Genomic DNA, 16506 nt, shown 5'->3' with positions numbered 1-16506 from the left:
GCGAGTTCTGAACCCGTTCCGTTGATCGGAGTATCAGCGTGCGACTCGCCAAGGAAATCCTGCAAGTTCCAGCGTGCGCCATCGGCCTTGCGATCATCGGCGGCGTTATCAGCGTCGCCACGGCGGTCACGTGCGAGGAACTCGGACTGGTGCGGTACCTGTCGGCATGGGAGTCCGTGCAGGCGCTGCTCCGGACCCTGCTGCTTGGGGCCACAGCGGGCGGACTGGTCGGACTCGTTTGGTCCGCCCGGCGGTGCAACTGGCAACCGGTTCCGACGCTCGAAGCGGATGATGACGTGTGGTGAGCGGCGAACGGGGCGCGCCCCGTTCGCTCCCGCGCGGCCTTACGCCATCCGCTTCTTCAACTCGGCGTCCACGGCGTCGAGGTACTCCTCGGTCGTGAGGTACGGCGTCTTGTCGCCGATCAGGACGGCGAGGTCCTTGGTCATCTTCCCGCCCTCGACCAGGTCCACGCACACCTTCTCGACCGTCTCAGCGAACGTCACAACGTCCGGAGTGCCGTCCATCTTCCCGCGGTAGACCAGCCCGCGGGTCCAGGCGTAGATGCTCGCGATCGGGTTCGTGCTGGTGGGCCGGCCCTTCTGGTGCTCGCGGTAGTGCCGCGTCACGGTGCCGTGCGCCGCTTCGGCCTCGACCGTCTTGCCGTCCGGCGTCGTCAGCACCGAGGTCATCAGACCGAGAGAGCCGTACCCCTGCGCGACGGTGTCGCTCTGCACGTCCCCGTCGTAGTTCTTGCACGCCCATAGGTAGCCGCCGTTCCACTTCAGGTTGGCGGCCACCATGTCGTCGATCAGCCGGTGCTCGTAGGTGAGCTTCTTCGCCTCGAACGCCGCCTTGAACTCGGCGTCGAACACCTCCTGGAACAGGTTCTTGAACCGGCCGTCGTACACTTTGAGGATCGTGTTCTTGGTGCTGAGGTACACGGCGTAGTTGCGGTTCAGCCCGTAGTTGAAGCACGCGCGCGCGAACCCGCGGATGCTGTCGTCGAGGTTGTACATGGCGAGCGTGACGCCGCCGCTGGGCGCCTTGAACACCTCCTTCTCGACCGGCGGGCCGCCGTCGGCGGGGGTGTAGGTGAGCTTCACCGTGCCGGCGCCCGGGAACAGGATCTCGCTCGCCTTGTACTGGTCGCCGAACCCGTGGCGGGCGACCACGACCGGCTTGTCCCAGTGCTTCACCAGCCGTGGCACGTTCGAGCACACGATGGGCTCGCGGAAGATGGTGCCGTTGAGGATGTTCCGGATGGTGCCGTTGGGCGACGGGTACATCCGCTTGAGGTTGAACTCTTTGACGCGGGCCTCGTCGGGGGTGATGGTGGCGCACTTCACCGCGACGCCGTACTGCTTGGTGGCCTCGGCGCTCTCGAACGTGACCTTGTCGTCGGTCTTGTCGCGGTACTCGATCCCGAGGTCGAAGTATTTGAGGTCGATGTCGAGGTACGGGACGATGAGCTTCTCGCGGATCTTCTGCCAGATGATGCGGGTCATCTCGTCGCCGTCCATCTCGACGACGGGGTTCTTCACCTTGATCTTGGCCACGGGGAAAAGCTCCAAAGGGTAACGCGCGGACGGTGTGAAGCGGCTAGTTTATCCGTGGGGCTGTGAGGTGAACAGAAGCCCGCGGCCGAAGCGCCGCGGGCGTCCGGTCCCGCGGCCCGGCGGCAAAGCGTTCAGCGGTGCCGCAGCACCCGCCCGCCGAGTGCCTCCTGGTACTCGCCGTTCTTGATCGCAGCGTGCCCGTTTACGAGCACCCACTTCAAACCGGCCGCGTACTGGTGGGGCTTCTCGAAGGTCGCGGTGTCGCGAAACGTGTTCGGGTCGAACACGACGATGTCCGCGAAATATCCCGGCTTCAAGTAGCCCCGATCGGTCAGTTTCAGGATGTCGGCGGGCAGCCCGGTTGCGCTGCGCACCGCGAACTCGACCGGAACGATCTTCTCTTCGATGGCGTAGAGGCCGATCTTCCGCGGGAACGTGCCGTAGCTCCGCGGGTGCGGGACCGTCGCCCCCGGCGTCTGTACGCCGCCGTCGCTGGCTGTCGCCACCCACGGCTGCTTCATGTACAGCCGCACGTCCTCCTCCGTCATCCCGAAGTTCACGACCTGCGCCCCGCCGTTCCGCTCGATCTCCAGAACGATGTCGATCGGCTCCTTCTTTTCGTCATGGGCGATGGCCGTGAGGTTCTTGCCCTGCCACTTGGGGTTCCCGGCGTAACGCGCGATCTGGATGCGCGTCCCGCCGTCCCGGCCGCCCAGGTCCTTTTCGATGTCGGCCTTGATCTTGGGACCGGTCTGCGGGTCGTCGAGCCGGGCGACGTACTCCTTCTCGGTGCCTTCACGGTACTTCGCCGGCACCAGCGTCGCACGCAGAGAGGTGGAACTCGCGACGTAGGGGTATTGGTCGGCGGTCACTTCCGCGCCCTTCTTGCGTGCGGCTTCGATCAGCGCAACGGCGTCGCCCGATTTGCCCCACGCCGACTTGCCGCTCGCCTTGATGTGCGAGACGTGAACGCGGCACCCGGACTCCTTCCCGATGGTCAGCGCCTCTTCGATCGCCCCGAGCAGCCCACCGCCCTCGTTGCGGATGTGGCTGGCGTACAACCCGCCGTGCTTCGCCGCGACCTTCGCCAGCGCAACGATCTCGTCGGTTTTGGAGTAGGTGCCGGGGTTGTAGATCAGCCCCGTCGAGAGCCCCCACGCACCGTCCCTCATGGCTTGGTCGGTGAGTTGTTCCATTTTCCTCAATTCATCTGCGGTGGGCGGGCGGTTGGCGTTCTTCATCACTTCGGAACGGATACCGTTGTGCGGGGCGAGGTGGATCACGTTCGTGCCCACGCCCCCCTCTTCGAGCTTCTTGAAGAACGCCCCGACATCGACGGGACCGGAACCACAGTTGCCGGTGACCGCGAGGGTGCATCCCTGGGCCACGTAATTCTTGTTGAACCTGCCCGTCTTGCCCGTTAGGCCCGGGTCGCAGTGCGTGTGCAGGTCGATAAAGCCGGGGCAAATCGCCAGCCCGTCGGCGTCCACCTCCTGGGCGCCCGCGACCTTCCCCACCGTGCCAACGGTCGCGATCTTGTCGCCCTTGATGTGAACGTCTCCCTTCGCAGGCTTCGCGCCGGTGCCGTCGTAAATGGTGACGTTGCGGAACACGACGTTGGTGTCCGGGGCTTTCGGCTCGGCCCCGTAAGCAAATAGCTGCGAGCCGCAGGTGGCGAGCAAAGCGAACAGTGCGCGAGTGTTGGCGGAGCGACGCATCATGACCTCCGGGGTGTTGCACCAGTGTACGGGGAGCGGCGAACCCGACGCCAACGAGTGGGGGCGAATTTCGTGTTCGGCGTGAACACGGGTGCCGCCCGCGGTGAAGCCGTGCGGGGTGCTCACACCCGGCCGACTGCTTAGAAAAGAAAGGGGAGCGAGTACGCACAGCACGCCCGGCCTCGGGCGCGGTTGTTTCGCCGCCCGATCGGGGGCGGCTTGTGGAGTGAAGTGGCGATGACTTCAGACGAACTGCGGCAACTCCTCGAGGGTGTGCGGGCCGGCACGCTCGACGTCGGCGCGGCGGCGGACCGGTTGGGCCGGGCGTCGGTAGCCGAACTGAGTTTCGCGACCCTGGACCTGGACCGCCAGCGGCGGTGCGGGTTCCCCGAGGTGGTGTTCGGCGAGGGCAAGACCCCGGAGTGGGCCGCGGGGGCCGTGCGGCGCCTCGCCGAGGCCGGTCAGGACTGCTTCGTCACCCGCGTCAACGACGCCCAGGCGGCGCACTTGGCCGGGCACTTCCCGCAGGCCGAGCAGGACCGGCTCGCGCGGACCTTCTGGCTGCCGGCGCCGGGCGCGCGGCCCGAGCCGGCGGGAAGGGTGTGCGTGGTGACCGCGGGCACCAGTGACCTGCCCGTCGCCCAGGAGGCGCTGGTGACCGCCCGGGTGATGGGCGCCGCGGTGGAACTGGTCGTCGACGTGGGCGTCGCCGGGCTGCACCGCGTCCTGCGGCAGCGCGAGCGGCTCGCGGCGGCGGACGTGGTTATCGTGGTGGCCGGGATGGACGGGGCGCTGCCGAGCGTCGTCGGCGGGCTGGTGGACTGCCCGGTGATCGCGTGCCCGACGAGCGTGGGCTACGGGGCCGCGTTCGGCGGGGTCGCGGCGCTCCTTACGATGCTCAACAGTTGCTCGGCGGGGGTCTGCGCGGTCAACATCGACGCCGGGTTTAAAGCGGGGTACGTCGCGGCCCGGTTCGTGAAGCGGCTGCAAACGCGAGCGCCCCGGGACTGACGCCCGGGCACTCGCGTTCGCCGCCGCGCGGCGGCTCAGCCGAGCGGGCCGGGCGTTACGGCCGGCGGTACGGGCAGGGCCGGCGGGGCGACCGGCGTGACCGGCGTGTACGCGCCGCCGCTCGCCCGCTCGGTGCTGCTGCCCGGCGGCGGCGGCGGGAGCGGGTCGAGACTGTTGAGCTGCGGGGCGGGCGGCGTTGACGAGACCCGACTGGCGGGCGGCGCGGCGCCGGGAGCCGTACCGGTGCTGGCCCCGGGCCAGTTGCCCGGCGGGGCGGCCCCAAGGGGCGAGCTGGACGAAGTGGGCGAGAAGCCGCTCGGCGCCGGTTGCACGCTCGGCATCATGATGCCCGGCTGGCCCGGTGGGCTGATGGTCGTGGCCGGGGTCCCGTAGTTCGAAGGGCCGCCGAAGTTCGGCTGCGGCACGCCGGGCGTCGTGAGCGTGTTCTGGCCGGTGGTGCCGACCCGCTGCTGAGCGACCCCGCCGGTTTGCTGAATCCCGGTGGTGCTGTAGGGGTTGGCGCCCGGCGCCCGGCTCATGGCACCGGGCGGTATGGTCGGGGCGCCGGGGAGCCCCGGGGTCGGTGCCGGTTGCTTGGCACCGATCTTGTTCTTCTCTTTATCCTTACTCGTACCCATGCACCCGACGAGGCCCGTGCAGACGAGCATCCCGAGGCCGGTCGCGGCGAGCCGCACCCACCTGCGCGTTCCCTGCGCCATGATTCCCTTCCCCCACGAAGCCGACCGGCGCGGCCCGCACTCGCGACATCCGTGTCGCGCGGTTGCGGGCTCGTTCGCTTCGGCCCGGCCAATAGCGGCCGGGCGGGGGGGAATCAAGCCGGACAGCGGACGGACGAGTGAGGAGCAGGGCTATCGACAGTTTCCCGTGGTAAAGTGCGGAGGTTGATCGCCTCGTGTACTCGAGCAGTCAACCTGCGTATGGCTCGCGCGCGGTTGTCGGCTTCGGCGTGCGCGAGCCGATGAGCGCCCACGTCGGTTCGCGGGAGCCACATGGGGCGCGTGGGTCATCGTCGCCGCCGTAATCGTCGGCCCGTGGGGCGATCGCTCCGGGCGAGCACCGCCCCAAGAGAATGCCGACGACCCGTGGCGAGGATGGGAGCCGAAGGGAAGGATCGGCCCTTGTTATCTCGTGGGCCGGGGGGCGGTGGCTAACGCATCCAACAGACCGGTAGGAGGCGTCGAAGCCGCTCCAAATGCCCGTCGCTCCACAGTGACGGCGGAGCGACGGAACAGCACAGGCCCCCATTCCACCAAGATGAAACGTTCAATGGCCCTGTAACGGCCGGCCGCACCTGCGCCGCTCTTCCCACTTGCACTCCCCGCGGGAGACGATATACGCCACCCGCGCATCACCACGCACTCACGCACCGAGGCCGGGCATGGACGCCGCGAACCCGCTGTGCCGCTGTTCCCTGTTGGCCGTCGGGCTGGTCGCCCTCATCGGGTGCCAGTCGGACCGGACGAGCCAGCTCGCGACCGCGCGCGGGCAGCAGCCCCCGCTCGACCCGATTGCCCCGATCGCTCCGATCGCCCCGCCCGCGAACGTGCCACCGCCGGGGCCGGCACTGGCCCCCGTGGTGGGGAGCCCGGTCGGGGCGTTCGCGATCGACACGAAAGGTCCCGTCGTCCCGGTGGGCCTGAACGGGGCGGCCAAAACGGCGGTCACCGCGGCCGACCTGCTCCGCAGCAGCGTCCCGCGGGTCAAGATCGTCGCCCGGGTGGGCGAGAGCAACGTCATCACCGACCAGGAGGTGATCGAGGGCGTGTACCAGCAGTTCCGCGAGCTGGCCGCGCTCGACGGGCACGCCCGCTCGACCAAGCAGAAAGAGATGTACAACCAGGTGCTGCGCAAGACGATCGAGCGGGAGCTGATCCTCGACGAGATGTACACGAAGCTCAAGAAGGCCAACAAGATGGCCATCATCGACGAAGTCAAGGAGCTGGCCACGCAGTCCATCGACCGGCAGTTGCGCATGTTCCGCAAGGACACCGGGGCGAAGTCGGACGAGGAGTTCGCGGCCATCCTCCGCACCCAGGGGCTGACGGTGCAGGTGATCCGGCGCCAGATGGAGCGCCAGTTCATGGCCGAGCAGTACGTGAGCAGCGTGCTGAAGGAGAAGGGGCGCCGCGCCGGGCTCGCCGACGTGCGCGCCTACTACGACCAGCACCAGGACGAGTTCCGGCGGCCGGACCGGGTGGTGTGGCAGCACCTGTTCATCGCGGTGCGGAACTACCCGAACGCCCAGGCGGCGTACAACCAGGCGGCGGCGCTCGCCCAGCAGGCGAACGCCGGTGCGGACCTGGCCGAGCTGTCGGTGAAGTACGACGAGGGGTTCGCGAAGCAGCAGAAGGGGCTCGGGGCCGGCGAGAAGCGCAACGAGATCCAGCCCGCGGACCTGGAAGCCACGGTGTGGTCGTTGCGGCCCGGGCAGGTGAGCGACGTCCTCCAAACGCCCACCGGCTACCACCTCGTGAAGGTCGTGGAGCGCGACGTGGCGGGCGTGCAGCCGTTCGACGCGGCCCTTCAGAACAAGATCCGCGACAAGCTCACCCGGGCTCAAATGGAGAGCGAGTACCAGAAGCTCGTGGACGAGCTGTGGCGCAAGGGCGTCGTCCGCGTCTTCGACGAGTGAGCGGGTAGAACGTCAGAAAGCAGAAGGCAGATTGGCCACAAAAAAGCACAAAGGGCACAAAAGAAAACCGAAGAGGAACACAGAAGAGAGTTAGCCACAAAAAAGCACAAAGGGCACAAAAGAAAACCGAAGAGGAAGAGTGAGTTTCAGAACACTGCTCTTCTGTATTGGTTTTCTTTTGTGCCCTTTGTGCTTTTTTGTGGCTAACTCTCTTCTGCCTTTGCGGCCGTTGTACCTCAGCCGCTCTTGCGCGGGTTAGGGTAGTGCTCCTGCATCACCTGTTTCATCTCGCGCACCGCGCGCTCCATGCCGACCAGCACCGCGCGGGACACGATGCTGTGCCCGATGTTCAGCTCCTCCACGCCGGCGATCCGCACGACGGGCTGCACGTTCCAGTAGTTCAGCCCGTGACCCATGTGGACGTGCAGCCCCGCCCCGACCGCCCGGGCGGTCGCGGTCCGGAGCTTCTCCAGCTCTTGCGCCACCGCCGCGCCCTTCGCTTCCGAATAGCTCGCGGTCTGGAACTCGATCGCGTCCGCGCCGAACTGAGCGCTGGCGTCGATTTGGGCCGGGTCCGGGTCGATGAACAACGAGACGTGAACGCCCGCGGCCTTCAGGCGCTCGACCGCGCCCCGGACGCTCGCGGCGTTGGCGACGACATCCAGCCCGCCCTCGGTGGTCAGCTCCTGGCGCTTCTCGGGCACCAGCGTGGCCTCGTCGGGCCGCGCCTTCAGTGCGATCTCGATGATCTCGTCGTAGGCGGCCATTTCGAGGTTCAGCCGCGTGGTGACCGTCTCGCGCAGGCGGAACACGTCGCGGTCCTGAATGTGCCGGCGGTCCTCGCGGAGGTGGATCGTGATCCCGTCGGCGCCGCCGAGCGTGGCCAGCACGGCCGCCGCGACCGGGTCCGGCTCGTGCGCCCGGCGCGCCTGGCGCAGCGTGGCGACGTGATCGATGTTAACGCCAAGGCGGATCATCTTCTGAGGTTCCAGGTGACGGGGCGCCCACCGCTACCGGTGGGAGAAGCGGGAGAGGTAGTCGAGCACGGTGCGGTAGCGGTCGAGCTCGCGCAGCAGCACGCGGTACGCGACCACGGCCAGCGCCCCGTCGATCAGCCGCTCGGCGACCGGCGAGATGATCGGGAGGAAGAACCAGTGCGCGAGCAAGAAGTAGTTGAGCACGGCCAGCACCGCGAGCAGCGGGAAGGTGAGCTGGGCGGTGCGGCTGATCCGGTACCGCGAGTCGAAGTACATCTGCGCGGCGAGCCGCAGCTCGGCCCACACCTGCATGAAGAACCACGGCTTCCGGATGTCTTGCGGCTCGGGGGGGGTAAGGATGGCCCCGAGCGGCGGGGCCGGCAGCAGGCGCATGAGCGGGAGGATCGCGTTGGTCACCAGCGGCGCGGCCGGTTCGGGGGCGGCGGCCGGCGGCGGGGGCGGCGGGGTGCTGCTCGGTTCGGTCATGCCCACTCCTCAGGCGCGTCGGTGCGCTAACGGTGTTAGGGTAATGCGTTCCCGCATCGACGGAAAGGTCAGAGTCGGCCTCATGTTCCGAACGCCGGCGCCCGTCCGGTGGTTTCAAGTTCCCGAGGTGTTGACGGGGCCGCGGGCGCGTCCGGACGCGCCACGGTCCCATCGGCTAACGCACGCGGGGACGCGCACGGTCGGGGAGCCGGAACGACCGAACCGGGGCTGAAGACCGGCGCACGAGCGGGCGATACCGTGCGGCCGTCGGGTCACGGCTTGGTCGTGTGCAGGTCGAGCATCGCGTCGGCCATCGACTTGCCGATACGATTGAACCAGATCGCGCTGCCCAGGTAGTGGTACGGGAAATCGCCGCCGACCTTGTCCCACTTCTCCTTGTTCTCGCGCCACGTCGGGAACAGCTCCTCCGCGGCCTTGTCCACCAGCACGTCGGTGCGGATCGCCTTGACGTTCCCCCGGTACTCGGGCACCTCGTTCATCGCCAGTTGCGCCTTCTGGATGACGAGCATCGCCCCGGTCGCGGGCTTCGACCCGTTCTGACCCATCGCGGCGATCACCACCGGCAGCTTCGGCGCCTTGAGATCTTTGCGCACGTCGTTGATGAGGTGCTTGAGGTTCGCCTCGTACTCGGTCTCGGCCCCGTTGTACTGATCGTTCCACCCCTGGAACCACACGAACCCGGCGACCTCGAACGGCCGCCCCTTCAGCGCCGGGAACAGCGTGCCCATGTTCTCGGTCGCCCCTTTCACCTCCGCGAGCATCGCGCGGTACGACTCCCCGTAGCCCTTCTTGATTTCATCAAGGGTCGGCAGCGGATCGGTTTTCTTGTTCTTCTCGTTGTTCTGCCGGACCCGGTCCCGGGCTTGCTTGAGTTCCTTTTCGAGAACGGCGTCGGCCGGCAGCCCGGCGGCCGGCGGGCGGAACTGCTTGTACAGCGAGTGCCCGCCCCACGCCGCCTTCACCAGCAGCACCGGCTCGTCGAAGTGGTTGCCCAGCGCGGTCCCGAACTCCAGCTCCGCCCCGGTGCGGCCCGGCGAACCGAACCCCACCGTGAGCGGCCCCTTGCGGTCGAGGAACTTGACGAACACGTCGTCGCGAACGGCCCACTTGTCGCCGGCGCGGAGGTGGGCGAACAGGTCTTTCGTCTTCGCGTCGGCGGCCTGGGAATCGAGCAGCGCGTTGGGCGCCTTGCCCTCCATGTTCGACTGCCCGGCGAGCAGGAACACCTTGACCGGTTTGGGGGCGTCGGCGCGGGCGGGCGCGTGGCTCGCGCCTGCCCCGGCGGCGAGCAGGAGGAGGGACAGGACGGTCATGGTGGGTGACCCGAAATGGAGGGAACCGGCTCGAACGGCGTTCGAGCCGACACTTTCTCCGGGCGCCCGCCGGTTTGCAAGGGGGCACGCGCCGTTTCGCGCGAGCCCACGCCGGGCGGTCACTTGACCCCGCTCTTCTCGCGGGCCGGGAGGAACTCGTCGCCGGGGTTCCAGGTCGGGAGCGTGTCGGCGTCGGCCGCGGCGCGGGCGATGTCGAGCGCGAACCCGCCCAGCACCGGGAACCCCGAGTAGTCCCACTCGGGGCGCACCTCGTCCTGCGGGGCGTGGTAGCGCTGGTCGTTGAACTCCTGCGCCGCCTTCTTCGCGAAGTCCGCCGGCTTTCCCTTGAGCTTTGACCCGGCGCCGATCGAGAACGCCGGCACGCCGGCGCGGGCCAGCGAGAAGTGGTCCGACCGGTAGAACACCCCCAGGTGCGCCCGCGGGTCGGGCTCGACCTCCAACTTGTGTTTCGCCGCGGCGGTCTTTACCACCGGGAACGCGGTCGTGCGGTCCGCGCCGGTCACCACCACCGACTCGGGCACGCCCAGCGGCAGGATCATGTCGAAGTTCAGGTTCAGCGCGGTCTTGCCCAGCGGCACCAGCGGGTTCTGGGCGTAGTACTTCGACCCGAGCAGCCCCTTCTCCTCGGCGGTGACCGCCAGGAACACCGCCGACCGCTTGGGCTTCGGATTCTGCGCCGCCCAGGCCCGCGCCAGCTCCATCAGGAGGGCGGTTCCGGTCGCGTTGTCCGCGGCGCCGTTGTAGATGGTGTCCCCGACCACCGCCCGGCCGACGCCGAGGTGGTCCCAGTGCGCGGTGAACAGCACCGCCTCGGACTTCAGCGCCGGGTCGGAGCCCTCGACCACCCCGGCGACGTTCTTGCTGTGGATCTTCTCGATCGTGGTCGGGACGCGGCCCTTCAGGTTCACGCCCAGCGCGCGGGGTTTGAAGCCCTTCGTGTCGGCCGCCTTGAGCGCGTCACCGACGGTCAGGCCCGCGGGGGCCAGGAGCTTTTCTCCGGCCTTCTGCGAGAGCCAGCCCGCGAACGCCAGGGCGGGGGTGTTGGGGGCGCGCTTGAGCTGCGCGCCGTCGAGCGGGCGCACCACCGAGTACGGGTACCCGGCCGTCTCGTTCGTGTGGATGATGAAGCACGCCTTCGCCCCGCGGCGCGCGGCCTCCTCGAACTTGAACGTCCACCGGCCGTAGTAGGTCAGCGCTTTGCCGCCGAAGAACTGCGGGTCGTCCGACGGCGGCTCGTTGGTGAACAGCACCACCACCTTGCCCCTTACGTCGGTGCCCTTGTAGTCGTCCCACCCGAACTCGGGCGCGGTGATCCCGTGCCCCACGAACACCGCCTCCGCGTCGAACTCCTCGAGTTCGGTTTGCGTGTGGCTGGTGCCCGAGAACTCCTCCTCGCACTGGAACGCGATCGGGTCCTTGCCCGGCGCGGTGGCCTGGAGCGTCGCCTTCGGGCTGGTGGCCACGCGCACGAGCGGGACCGGCTGGAAGTACGTCCCGGCGGCGCCGATCGGCTTGAGCCCGGCCTTCTTGAACTCGGCCGCGATGTGGTCGGTGGTCAGCTCCTCGCCGCGCGTGCCGGGGCCGCGCCCCTCGAGCCGGTCGCTGGCGAGGTACGCGATGTCGGCCTTGATGCGGTCGGCGGACAGCGCCGGCGGGTCCGCGGCCGGCGCGCGGGCCGTTACCGCCAGCGCGGCGCAGCAGGTGAGTGCGAGTCGGAACGTCACGGCGTGCGTCCTTCCGGTGAGGTGCGGCAGGCGGAGAGGTACGCGGCTATTATGCGAACTCCGGTTGTCGCAAGTCACAAGTCACAAGTCACAAGTCACAGGTCGGCAAGTCTCAAGTCACAGGTCGCGGCTCCCTGGTCGCACGTCGCACGTCCCAAGTCCCAAGTCCCAAGCATCGCGAGCGACCTTGGTGACTTGAGACCTGCCGACCTGTGATACCGAATCCGGTTGATCCGTATCCACGCCTGCATTCTGTAGCCGGCCTCTGTCAACGAATTTCAATCCTGGGAAGCCGAATCCGGGCAACCACTTAGGAACTGAGGGCCGGCGGGCTATTTGGGCGCTCGATGGCCGGCTTGATCTCGCCCGCGTTAGAGTGCCTCAATCCCCACAGATTTCATGACCATTCGCAACTTCGGCGTCCCAGGATTGAAATTCGCTGTGTGAGGCCGGTGCGACATCGGTCGTATCGCACCGGCCTCACAGAGGCCGGCTACAGAGTACCGTTACTCTTCAATCGGATTCGGTATGACTTGAGACCAGGAAGCAGCGCCGGCGGGTCCCGAATCGTTTTTAACGGGATCGACAGGATCGAACACCATCCCGTTGATCCTGTCAAAAATGGCGTTTTCGGCGGCGGGGCGAACCGGCGGGGGCGGTCCGTTCTCCTTCCGGTGCGGGCCGCTACAATTCCCTTTCATCCGCACCCGGAAGAGTTTGGGGAGCCGTCGCACATGGCCGAGCCGTACAAGATCGTCATCGGGCTGGAAGTCCACGTCCAGTTGCTCACGAAGACCAAACTGTTCTGCGGGTGCCTCAACAAGTTCGGGCTGCCCCCGAACACCGCCACGTGCCCGGTGTGCCTCGGGATGCCCGGGTCGCTGCCGGTGATGAACGAGCAGGCGTTCAAGCTCGCGCTCCGGGCGGCGCTGGCGCTCAACTGCCAGATCGCCCGGCACCCGGGCCAGGTGCCGGGCTTCACCAAGTGGGACCGCAAGAACTACTACTACCCGGACCTGCCGAAGAACTACCAGATCTCGCAGTACGACCTGCCGTTCAGCCACGACGGGTGGCTGGAAATCAACATCGCCAAGGACCCCAAGAAAGAGTTCGTGGGCCGGAAGATCGGGATCATCCGCGCGCACCTCGAAGAGGACGCCGGCAAGAACCTGCACGACGAGAGCGGCAAGGGCGGCGACACGCTCGTGGACCTCAACCGCACCGGCACCCCGCTGCTGGAGATCGTGTCGCACCCCGACATGACCTCGCCCGAGGAGGCGATCGCGTACCTGGACGAGATCCGGCTCATGCTGCGCGAGATCGGCGTGTCCGACTGCGAGATGCAGGAGGGCTCGCTGCGGTGCGACGCGAACGTGAACATCCACGTCCCGGTGATCGGCAAGGAGCACGCCGAGACCGGCAAGGACTACCACGCCACGCCGCTGGTGGAGATCAAGAACCTGAACAGCTTCCGCGCCGTCGGCCGGGCCATCACCTACGAGGCGAAGCGGCACTACGAGGAGTACAAGAAGGACACCGAGGGCAAGTTCCGCTTCGGCAAGATGCTGAAGACGACCGCGGGCTGGGACGACGCGCGGGGCGTCACGGTGGTCCAGCGGCACAAGGAAGATGCGGCCGACTACCGGTACTTCCCGGAGCCGGACCTGGTGCCGGTGGTGGTGACCGAGGCGCAGCTCGCCGAGGCCCGCGCCGCGATGGGCGAGCTCCCGCAGGAGCAGCGCAAGCGGCTGGTGTCGCAGTACGGCCTGTCGTCCTACGACGCGCAGGTGCTGACCGCGAAGGGGCGCCCCACCGTGGCGTACTTCGAGACGGTGGCAAAGGCGCTCGGCGACGGCAAGGCCGCCGCGAACCGGATGAGCGACCTCGTTTACCCCGCGCTGACCGAGCGCAAGGAGGAGATCACGGAGTTCCCGTTCGACGCGGCGAAGTTCGCGGACTTCGTGAAGAACGGCCCGACCAACTCGCAGGACCGCCGTGACGTGTTCAAACTGATGGTCGATGAGGGCCTGGACCTCGCCGCCGCGAAGGTGAAAGCGGGCATCAAAGAGGTCAACGCGGACGCGCTGCGCGACGCGGTGAAGCAGGCGATCGCGAACAACCCGAAGGCGGTGGCGGACTTCAAGAGCGGCAAGGACGCGGCCAAGATGAAGATCGTCGGCGAGGTGATGAAGGCGAACAAGGGCGTGTCGAACGAACTGGTTCGCGGCCTCGTGGACGAAGAACTGGTGAAGGTGTGATCCCACCCGCGTGCGTCGCCCGGCGTGGCGACGCACGCGGTGCCCAAGCTCGAAAACGTGAGGCACGTCGATTCGGGACGGCTGGATTTCCGTTGACCCGACGCGGGATTTGATTCACGGTCCGACTGTCGTGTTTGTTGCGTGTGGGCCGCTCGCGGAGCGGCCCGCTCTCCGGACCACAACCACGTCAACACGCTCGATATCGGAACGCTCGGAGGCAGGGCTACTGCCACCCGCGGCGTTTGAACACCCACCCGGCGGCGCACAGCCACAGCACCGCGAGCAGCAGCGCGGCGAGCAGGTGCCGCCAGTGGGTCGTTTCGACGGTGCCGCTCAGTGCGGCGTGCAGGATGCGCGGGCCGTGGAACTCGACCGCGGCATAGGACAGGAACGGGATGCCGTTGATCGAGCAGATCATCAGCAGCATCGACACCGACAGCAGGTAGCACATCCCGCCCAGGAACGCGGCCCGCTGCGTCTTGGCCCACGCCGCGATCGTCATGCCGATGCCCAGGAACCCGCCCCCCACCGCGACCAGGGCCAGCCAGAAGAACAGGCTGGAGAGCACGTCGGGCTTGTAGATGGCCGCCAGCGTGGCCGCCAGCCCCAGCCCGAACGCCGGGTAGAACACGAACTTCGCCGTCAGCAGTTCCAGCGGCGACGCCGGCGAGAGCGCCTGCGCCAGCAGCACCCCGCGCTCGCGCTCCTCGCAGTTGAGGGTGGGGAGCAGGTACACGCACGCGAAGTACAGCGCGAACACCACCATGCCGGTGGCGATCGCGGCCCGGAAGTCGAGCACCTTCCCGCCCAGCCCGCGGCGCTCGATGCTCAGGTCCGGCACCAGCGGCTGCTTGACCTCGACGTTTCCCGCCTTCCGCGCGGCCTCCACCTGCTCCTGGAGGTGCTTATGCGCCTCGAGCACCAGCCACTGGTTGTTGGAATCGAAGGTCGGCTCGTCGGGCAGCTTCGCCCCGGGCAGTTTGAGAGCGGCCTCGCGCGCGAAGAACCGCCGCGACTCCTTCCAGACCCACTGCTCGTAAGGGGCCAGCGCCAGCGGTTCGCCGTCCGGGTGCCAGATGGAGAGCTTGATCGCGGTCCGCCGGCCCGGCCCGTCGGGCTGTCGGATCTGGATCGCCCCGGTGCCGGTGTCGTACCGCACGGCCTCGTCGATCTGGTCCGGCTTGCGCAGCTCGCGGAACCGCACCGCCCCCTTCAGCTCCTCCGGCACGTTCGCCCGGAGGTGCTTCATGAACGGGGTGGGCTCGTCGAACTCGATGAAGCAGTGGTGGACCCCGTCGACCATGCCGGTCCCCTCGGCGGTCTGGCCGCTGGGGGCGAACACGCTCAGCAGCACCGCCGCCGCGACCAGCAGCACCGCCAGCGCGATGCCGCCCCGGTTCGCGAGGTGCCGGGCGACCTCCTTGCGGACCAACGCCTTCAGGATGTACCAGCGCATTTCAGGGCTCCCGCGGGTCGTTCAGCCGGCGCCCGGCACGCGGGCTGCTCTCAACCGTTCGTGTCGCCCCGCACCCGAACCGGAGACGGTCATGGCAAAGGGTCGTGCCTGGAAAATGGAGCGTGCGAGCGTGTCGGTGCCCGGTAAGTCGCGCCCCAGATCCAACAAGTACTCGGACGGCGACGCGGATCAGAGGCCCGCGCCCGGCACCCGTGAGCAGGTGTGGGTCGGCGGCTACACACGCGCCAATGGCACCAAGGTCGAAGGTCACTACCGCGCCACCTCCGGGCGCGCCTGACGTGCCCGGAGCGACCGCCCCGCGCCTCCCAACGCCTCCGGTAGGCGTTCGAGGGGTGCGTGGGTCAATCGAACGCCAGCCCGGTGAGCTTCAGGAACGTCGCGTGGAAGTCGAACTCGCGGGTGCGGACGCTCAACACCCGCCCCGAGGTGACCATTGCCGCGAGGTCGGTACGTCCCTGTGGCGTGTCCAGGTCGTACACGAACCGCTCGCCGTCGTCCCGGATCGCGTCCACCTTCCGCTCGGTGTGCTGCTGCTTCAGCGCCAGCGGCGAGTCGAGCGCCACCAGCTTCCCGCGGGCCATGATCCCGACGCGGTCGCAAATCTTTTCCACCTCGTCCATGTCGTGCGTGGTCAGAATAATGGTCGCACCCGCTTTCACCCGCTCGCGCAGGATGCGGTGGACCACCTCGGCCGAGTGGATGTCGAGGTTCGCCGTCGGCTCGTCGAGGTACAGCACCTGCGGCTCGTGTAACAGCGCGCGGGCCAGGAGCAACTTTTTGCGCATCCCGAGCGAGTACCCGCGCACCGGCAGATCGGCCGCCTCGTCCAGTTCGACCATCTTCAGCACCTCTTGCGCGCGGAGTTTGGGCACGCCGTAGAGCTGGCCGAAGAACTCAAGGTTGCGGCGCCCGGTGAACTCCTCGAAGTGGTTCTCGCGGTCCGGGACGTACCCGAACAGGGGTTTAATGTCGGCCCACTCGCGGACCACATCGCGCCCGCCGATGGTGACGCTCCCGCCGGTCGGCCGGCGCTGCCCGATGAGGACGCGGATAGTCGTCGATTTGCCCGCCCCGTTCGGCCCGAGCAGGCCGAACAGCTCCCCGCGGCGGATGTCGAGGTCCAGCCCGTCGACCGCGGTGAACGAGCCGTACTGCACGCGCAGCCCGGCGATGCGGATCATGACGTCAGGTGGCACCACGATACTTCACCGCACAGGCACAAAGGGGGATCGATGGGAGGATAGAACACAAAATCGATCCCCGAGTAAAACGAAGAGTGTGCACCGCA

Annotated in this window: 14 protein-coding genes; 5 read left to right on the top strand and 9 right to left on the bottom strand. The window is 67.8% G+C overall.

Going from position 1 to position 16506, the window contains the following annotated elements:
- The first annotated feature begins 38 nt into the window (after positions 1-38).
- Positions 39-305 (top strand): hypothetical protein, encoded by a 267-nt coding sequence (locus tag R5W23_RS11115; RefSeq protein WP_261186788.1) that lies wholly within the window; start codon positions 39-41, stop codon positions 303-305.
- Positions 306-344: 39 nt separating this feature from the next.
- Here the strand turns inward: R5W23_RS11115 and R5W23_RS11110 are convergent, their stop codons facing one another.
- Both R5W23_RS11110 and R5W23_RS11105 read right to left on the bottom strand, forming a co-directional pair.
- Positions 345-1559, bottom strand: a complete 1215-nt coding sequence (locus R5W23_RS11110) for an NADP-dependent isocitrate dehydrogenase (protein WP_320686381.1) — start codon at positions 1557-1559, stop codon at positions 345-347.
- A gap of 131 nt (positions 1560-1690) precedes the next feature.
- On the bottom strand, positions 1691-3277 hold the full coding sequence (locus R5W23_RS11105) for an N-acyl-D-amino-acid deacylase family protein (RefSeq protein WP_261186786.1): 1587 nt from the start codon (positions 3275-3277) through the stop codon (positions 1691-1693).
- A 237-nt stretch (positions 3278-3514) separates the two neighbouring features.
- Between R5W23_RS11105 and larB the strand changes: the two genes are divergently transcribed.
- On the top strand, positions 3515-4288 hold the full coding sequence (gene larB, locus R5W23_RS11100; protein ID WP_320686380.1) for a nickel pincer cofactor biosynthesis protein LarB: 774 nt from the start codon (positions 3515-3517) through the stop codon (positions 4286-4288).
- 35 nt (positions 4289-4323) lie between these two features.
- Here the strand turns inward: larB and R5W23_RS11095 are convergent, their stop codons facing one another.
- A complete protein-coding gene (locus R5W23_RS11095; protein WP_320686379.1) occupies positions 4324-5007 on the bottom strand; it encodes a hypothetical protein in 684 nt (227 codons plus the stop codon).
- Positions 5008-5687: 680 nt separating this feature from the next.
- Here R5W23_RS11095 and R5W23_RS11090 point away from each other — a divergent pair.
- Positions 5688-6941 carry a peptidylprolyl isomerase gene (locus R5W23_RS11090; protein WP_320686378.1) on the top strand — a complete coding sequence of 418 codons (1254 nt, stop codon included), beginning with the start codon at positions 5688-5690 and terminating at the stop codon, positions 6939-6941.
- A 236-nt stretch (positions 6942-7177) separates the two neighbouring features.
- Here R5W23_RS11090 and R5W23_RS11085 read toward each other — a convergent pair whose 3' ends face one another.
- The 4 genes from R5W23_RS11085 to R5W23_RS11070 all read right to left on the bottom strand — a co-directional run bounded on the left by R5W23_RS11085 (position 7178) and on the right by R5W23_RS11070 (position 11483).
- Positions 7178-7918, bottom strand: a complete 741-nt coding sequence (locus tag R5W23_RS11085; RefSeq protein ID WP_261186782.1) for a pyridoxine 5'-phosphate synthase — start codon at positions 7916-7918, stop codon at positions 7178-7180.
- Positions 7919-7951: 33 nt separating this feature from the next.
- Positions 7952-8404 carry a hypothetical protein gene (locus R5W23_RS11080; protein WP_320686377.1) on the bottom strand — a complete coding sequence of 151 codons (453 nt, stop codon included), beginning with the start codon at positions 8402-8404 and terminating at the stop codon, positions 7952-7954.
- Between the two features lie 272 nt (positions 8405-8676).
- Positions 8677-9738, bottom strand: coding sequence for a sialate O-acetylesterase (locus tag R5W23_RS11075; RefSeq protein WP_320686376.1), 1062 nt, complete (start codon positions 9736-9738; stop codon positions 8677-8679).
- A 119-nt stretch (positions 9739-9857) separates the two neighbouring features.
- The gene (locus R5W23_RS11070; protein WP_320686375.1) at positions 9858-11483 is read right to left on the bottom strand and encodes a M20/M25/M40 family metallo-hydrolase; all 1626 of its coding nucleotides are present in this window, start codon (positions 11481-11483) and stop codon (positions 9858-9860) included.
- A gap of 734 nt (positions 11484-12217) precedes the next feature.
- Here R5W23_RS11070 and gatB point away from each other — a divergent pair.
- The gene (gene gatB, locus R5W23_RS11065; RefSeq protein WP_320686374.1) at positions 12218-13741 is read left to right on the top strand and encodes an Asp-tRNA(Asn)/Glu-tRNA(Gln) amidotransferase subunit GatB; all 1524 of its coding nucleotides are present in this window, start codon (positions 12218-12220) and stop codon (positions 13739-13741) included.
- Between the two features lie 223 nt (positions 13742-13964).
- Here the strand turns inward: gatB and R5W23_RS11060 are convergent, their stop codons facing one another.
- Positions 13965-15197, bottom strand: a complete 1233-nt coding sequence (locus R5W23_RS11060; RefSeq protein WP_320686373.1) for an ABC transporter permease — start codon at positions 15195-15197, stop codon at positions 13965-13967.
- 91 nt (positions 15198-15288) lie between these two features.
- Here R5W23_RS11060 and R5W23_RS11055 point away from each other — a divergent pair, with 91 nt between their 5' ends.
- Positions 15289-15495: a hypothetical protein gene (locus R5W23_RS11055; protein WP_320686372.1), complete on the top strand. Its 207-nt coding sequence runs from the start codon at positions 15289-15291 to the stop codon at positions 15493-15495.
- Between the two features lie 64 nt (positions 15496-15559).
- On the opposite strand, the gene R5W23_RS11050 is transcribed toward R5W23_RS11055, so the two are convergent.
- Positions 15560-16414, bottom strand: coding sequence for an ABC transporter ATP-binding protein (locus tag R5W23_RS11050; protein WP_320686371.1), 855 nt, complete (start codon positions 16412-16414; stop codon positions 15560-15562).
- Between the last annotated feature and the right edge of the window lie 92 nt (positions 16415-16506).

It is taken from the genome of Gemmata algarum, from assembly GCF_034097035.1.
GTDB lineage: Bacteria > Planctomycetota > Planctomycetia > Gemmatales > Gemmataceae > Gemmata > Gemmata algarum.
Note: the sequence above shows the minus strand (reverse complement) of the source record. Positions and strands in the feature narration are given on the sequence as shown.

Excerpts from the sequence above, each read along its gene's own strand:
- R5W23_RS11105 (WP_261186786.1), bottom strand. The coding sequence starts at position 3,277 with ATGCGTCGCTCCGCCAACACTCGCGCACTGTTCGCTTTGCTCGCCACC.
- larB (WP_320686380.1), top strand. The coding sequence starts at position 3,515 with ATGACTTCAGACGAACTGCGGCAACTCCTCGAGGGTGTGCGGGCCGGC.
- R5W23_RS11095 (WP_320686379.1), bottom strand. The coding sequence starts at position 5,007 with ATGGCGCAGGGAACGCGCAGGTGGGTGCGGCTCGCCGCGACCGGCCTC.
- R5W23_RS11090 (WP_320686378.1), top strand. The coding sequence starts at position 5,688 with ATGGACGCCGCGAACCCGCTGTGCCGCTGTTCCCTGTTGGCCGTCGGG.
- R5W23_RS11085 (WP_261186782.1), bottom strand. The coding sequence starts at position 7,918 with ATGATCCGCCTTGGCGTTAACATCGATCACGTCGCCACGCTGCGCCAG.
- R5W23_RS11080 (WP_320686377.1), bottom strand. The coding sequence starts at position 8,404 with ATGACCGAACCGAGCAGCACCCCGCCGCCCCCGCCGCCGGCCGCCGCC.
- R5W23_RS11075 (WP_320686376.1), bottom strand. The coding sequence starts at position 9,738 with ATGACCGTCCTGTCCCTCCTCCTGCTCGCCGCCGGGGCAGGCGCGAGC.
- gatB (WP_320686374.1), top strand. The coding sequence starts at position 12,218 with ATGGCCGAGCCGTACAAGATCGTCATCGGGCTGGAAGTCCACGTCCAG.
- R5W23_RS11060 (WP_320686373.1), bottom strand. The coding sequence starts at position 15,197 with ATGCGCTGGTACATCCTGAAGGCGTTGGTCCGCAAGGAGGTCGCCCGG.
- R5W23_RS11055 (WP_320686372.1), top strand. The coding sequence starts at position 15,289 with ATGGCAAAGGGTCGTGCCTGGAAAATGGAGCGTGCGAGCGTGTCGGTG.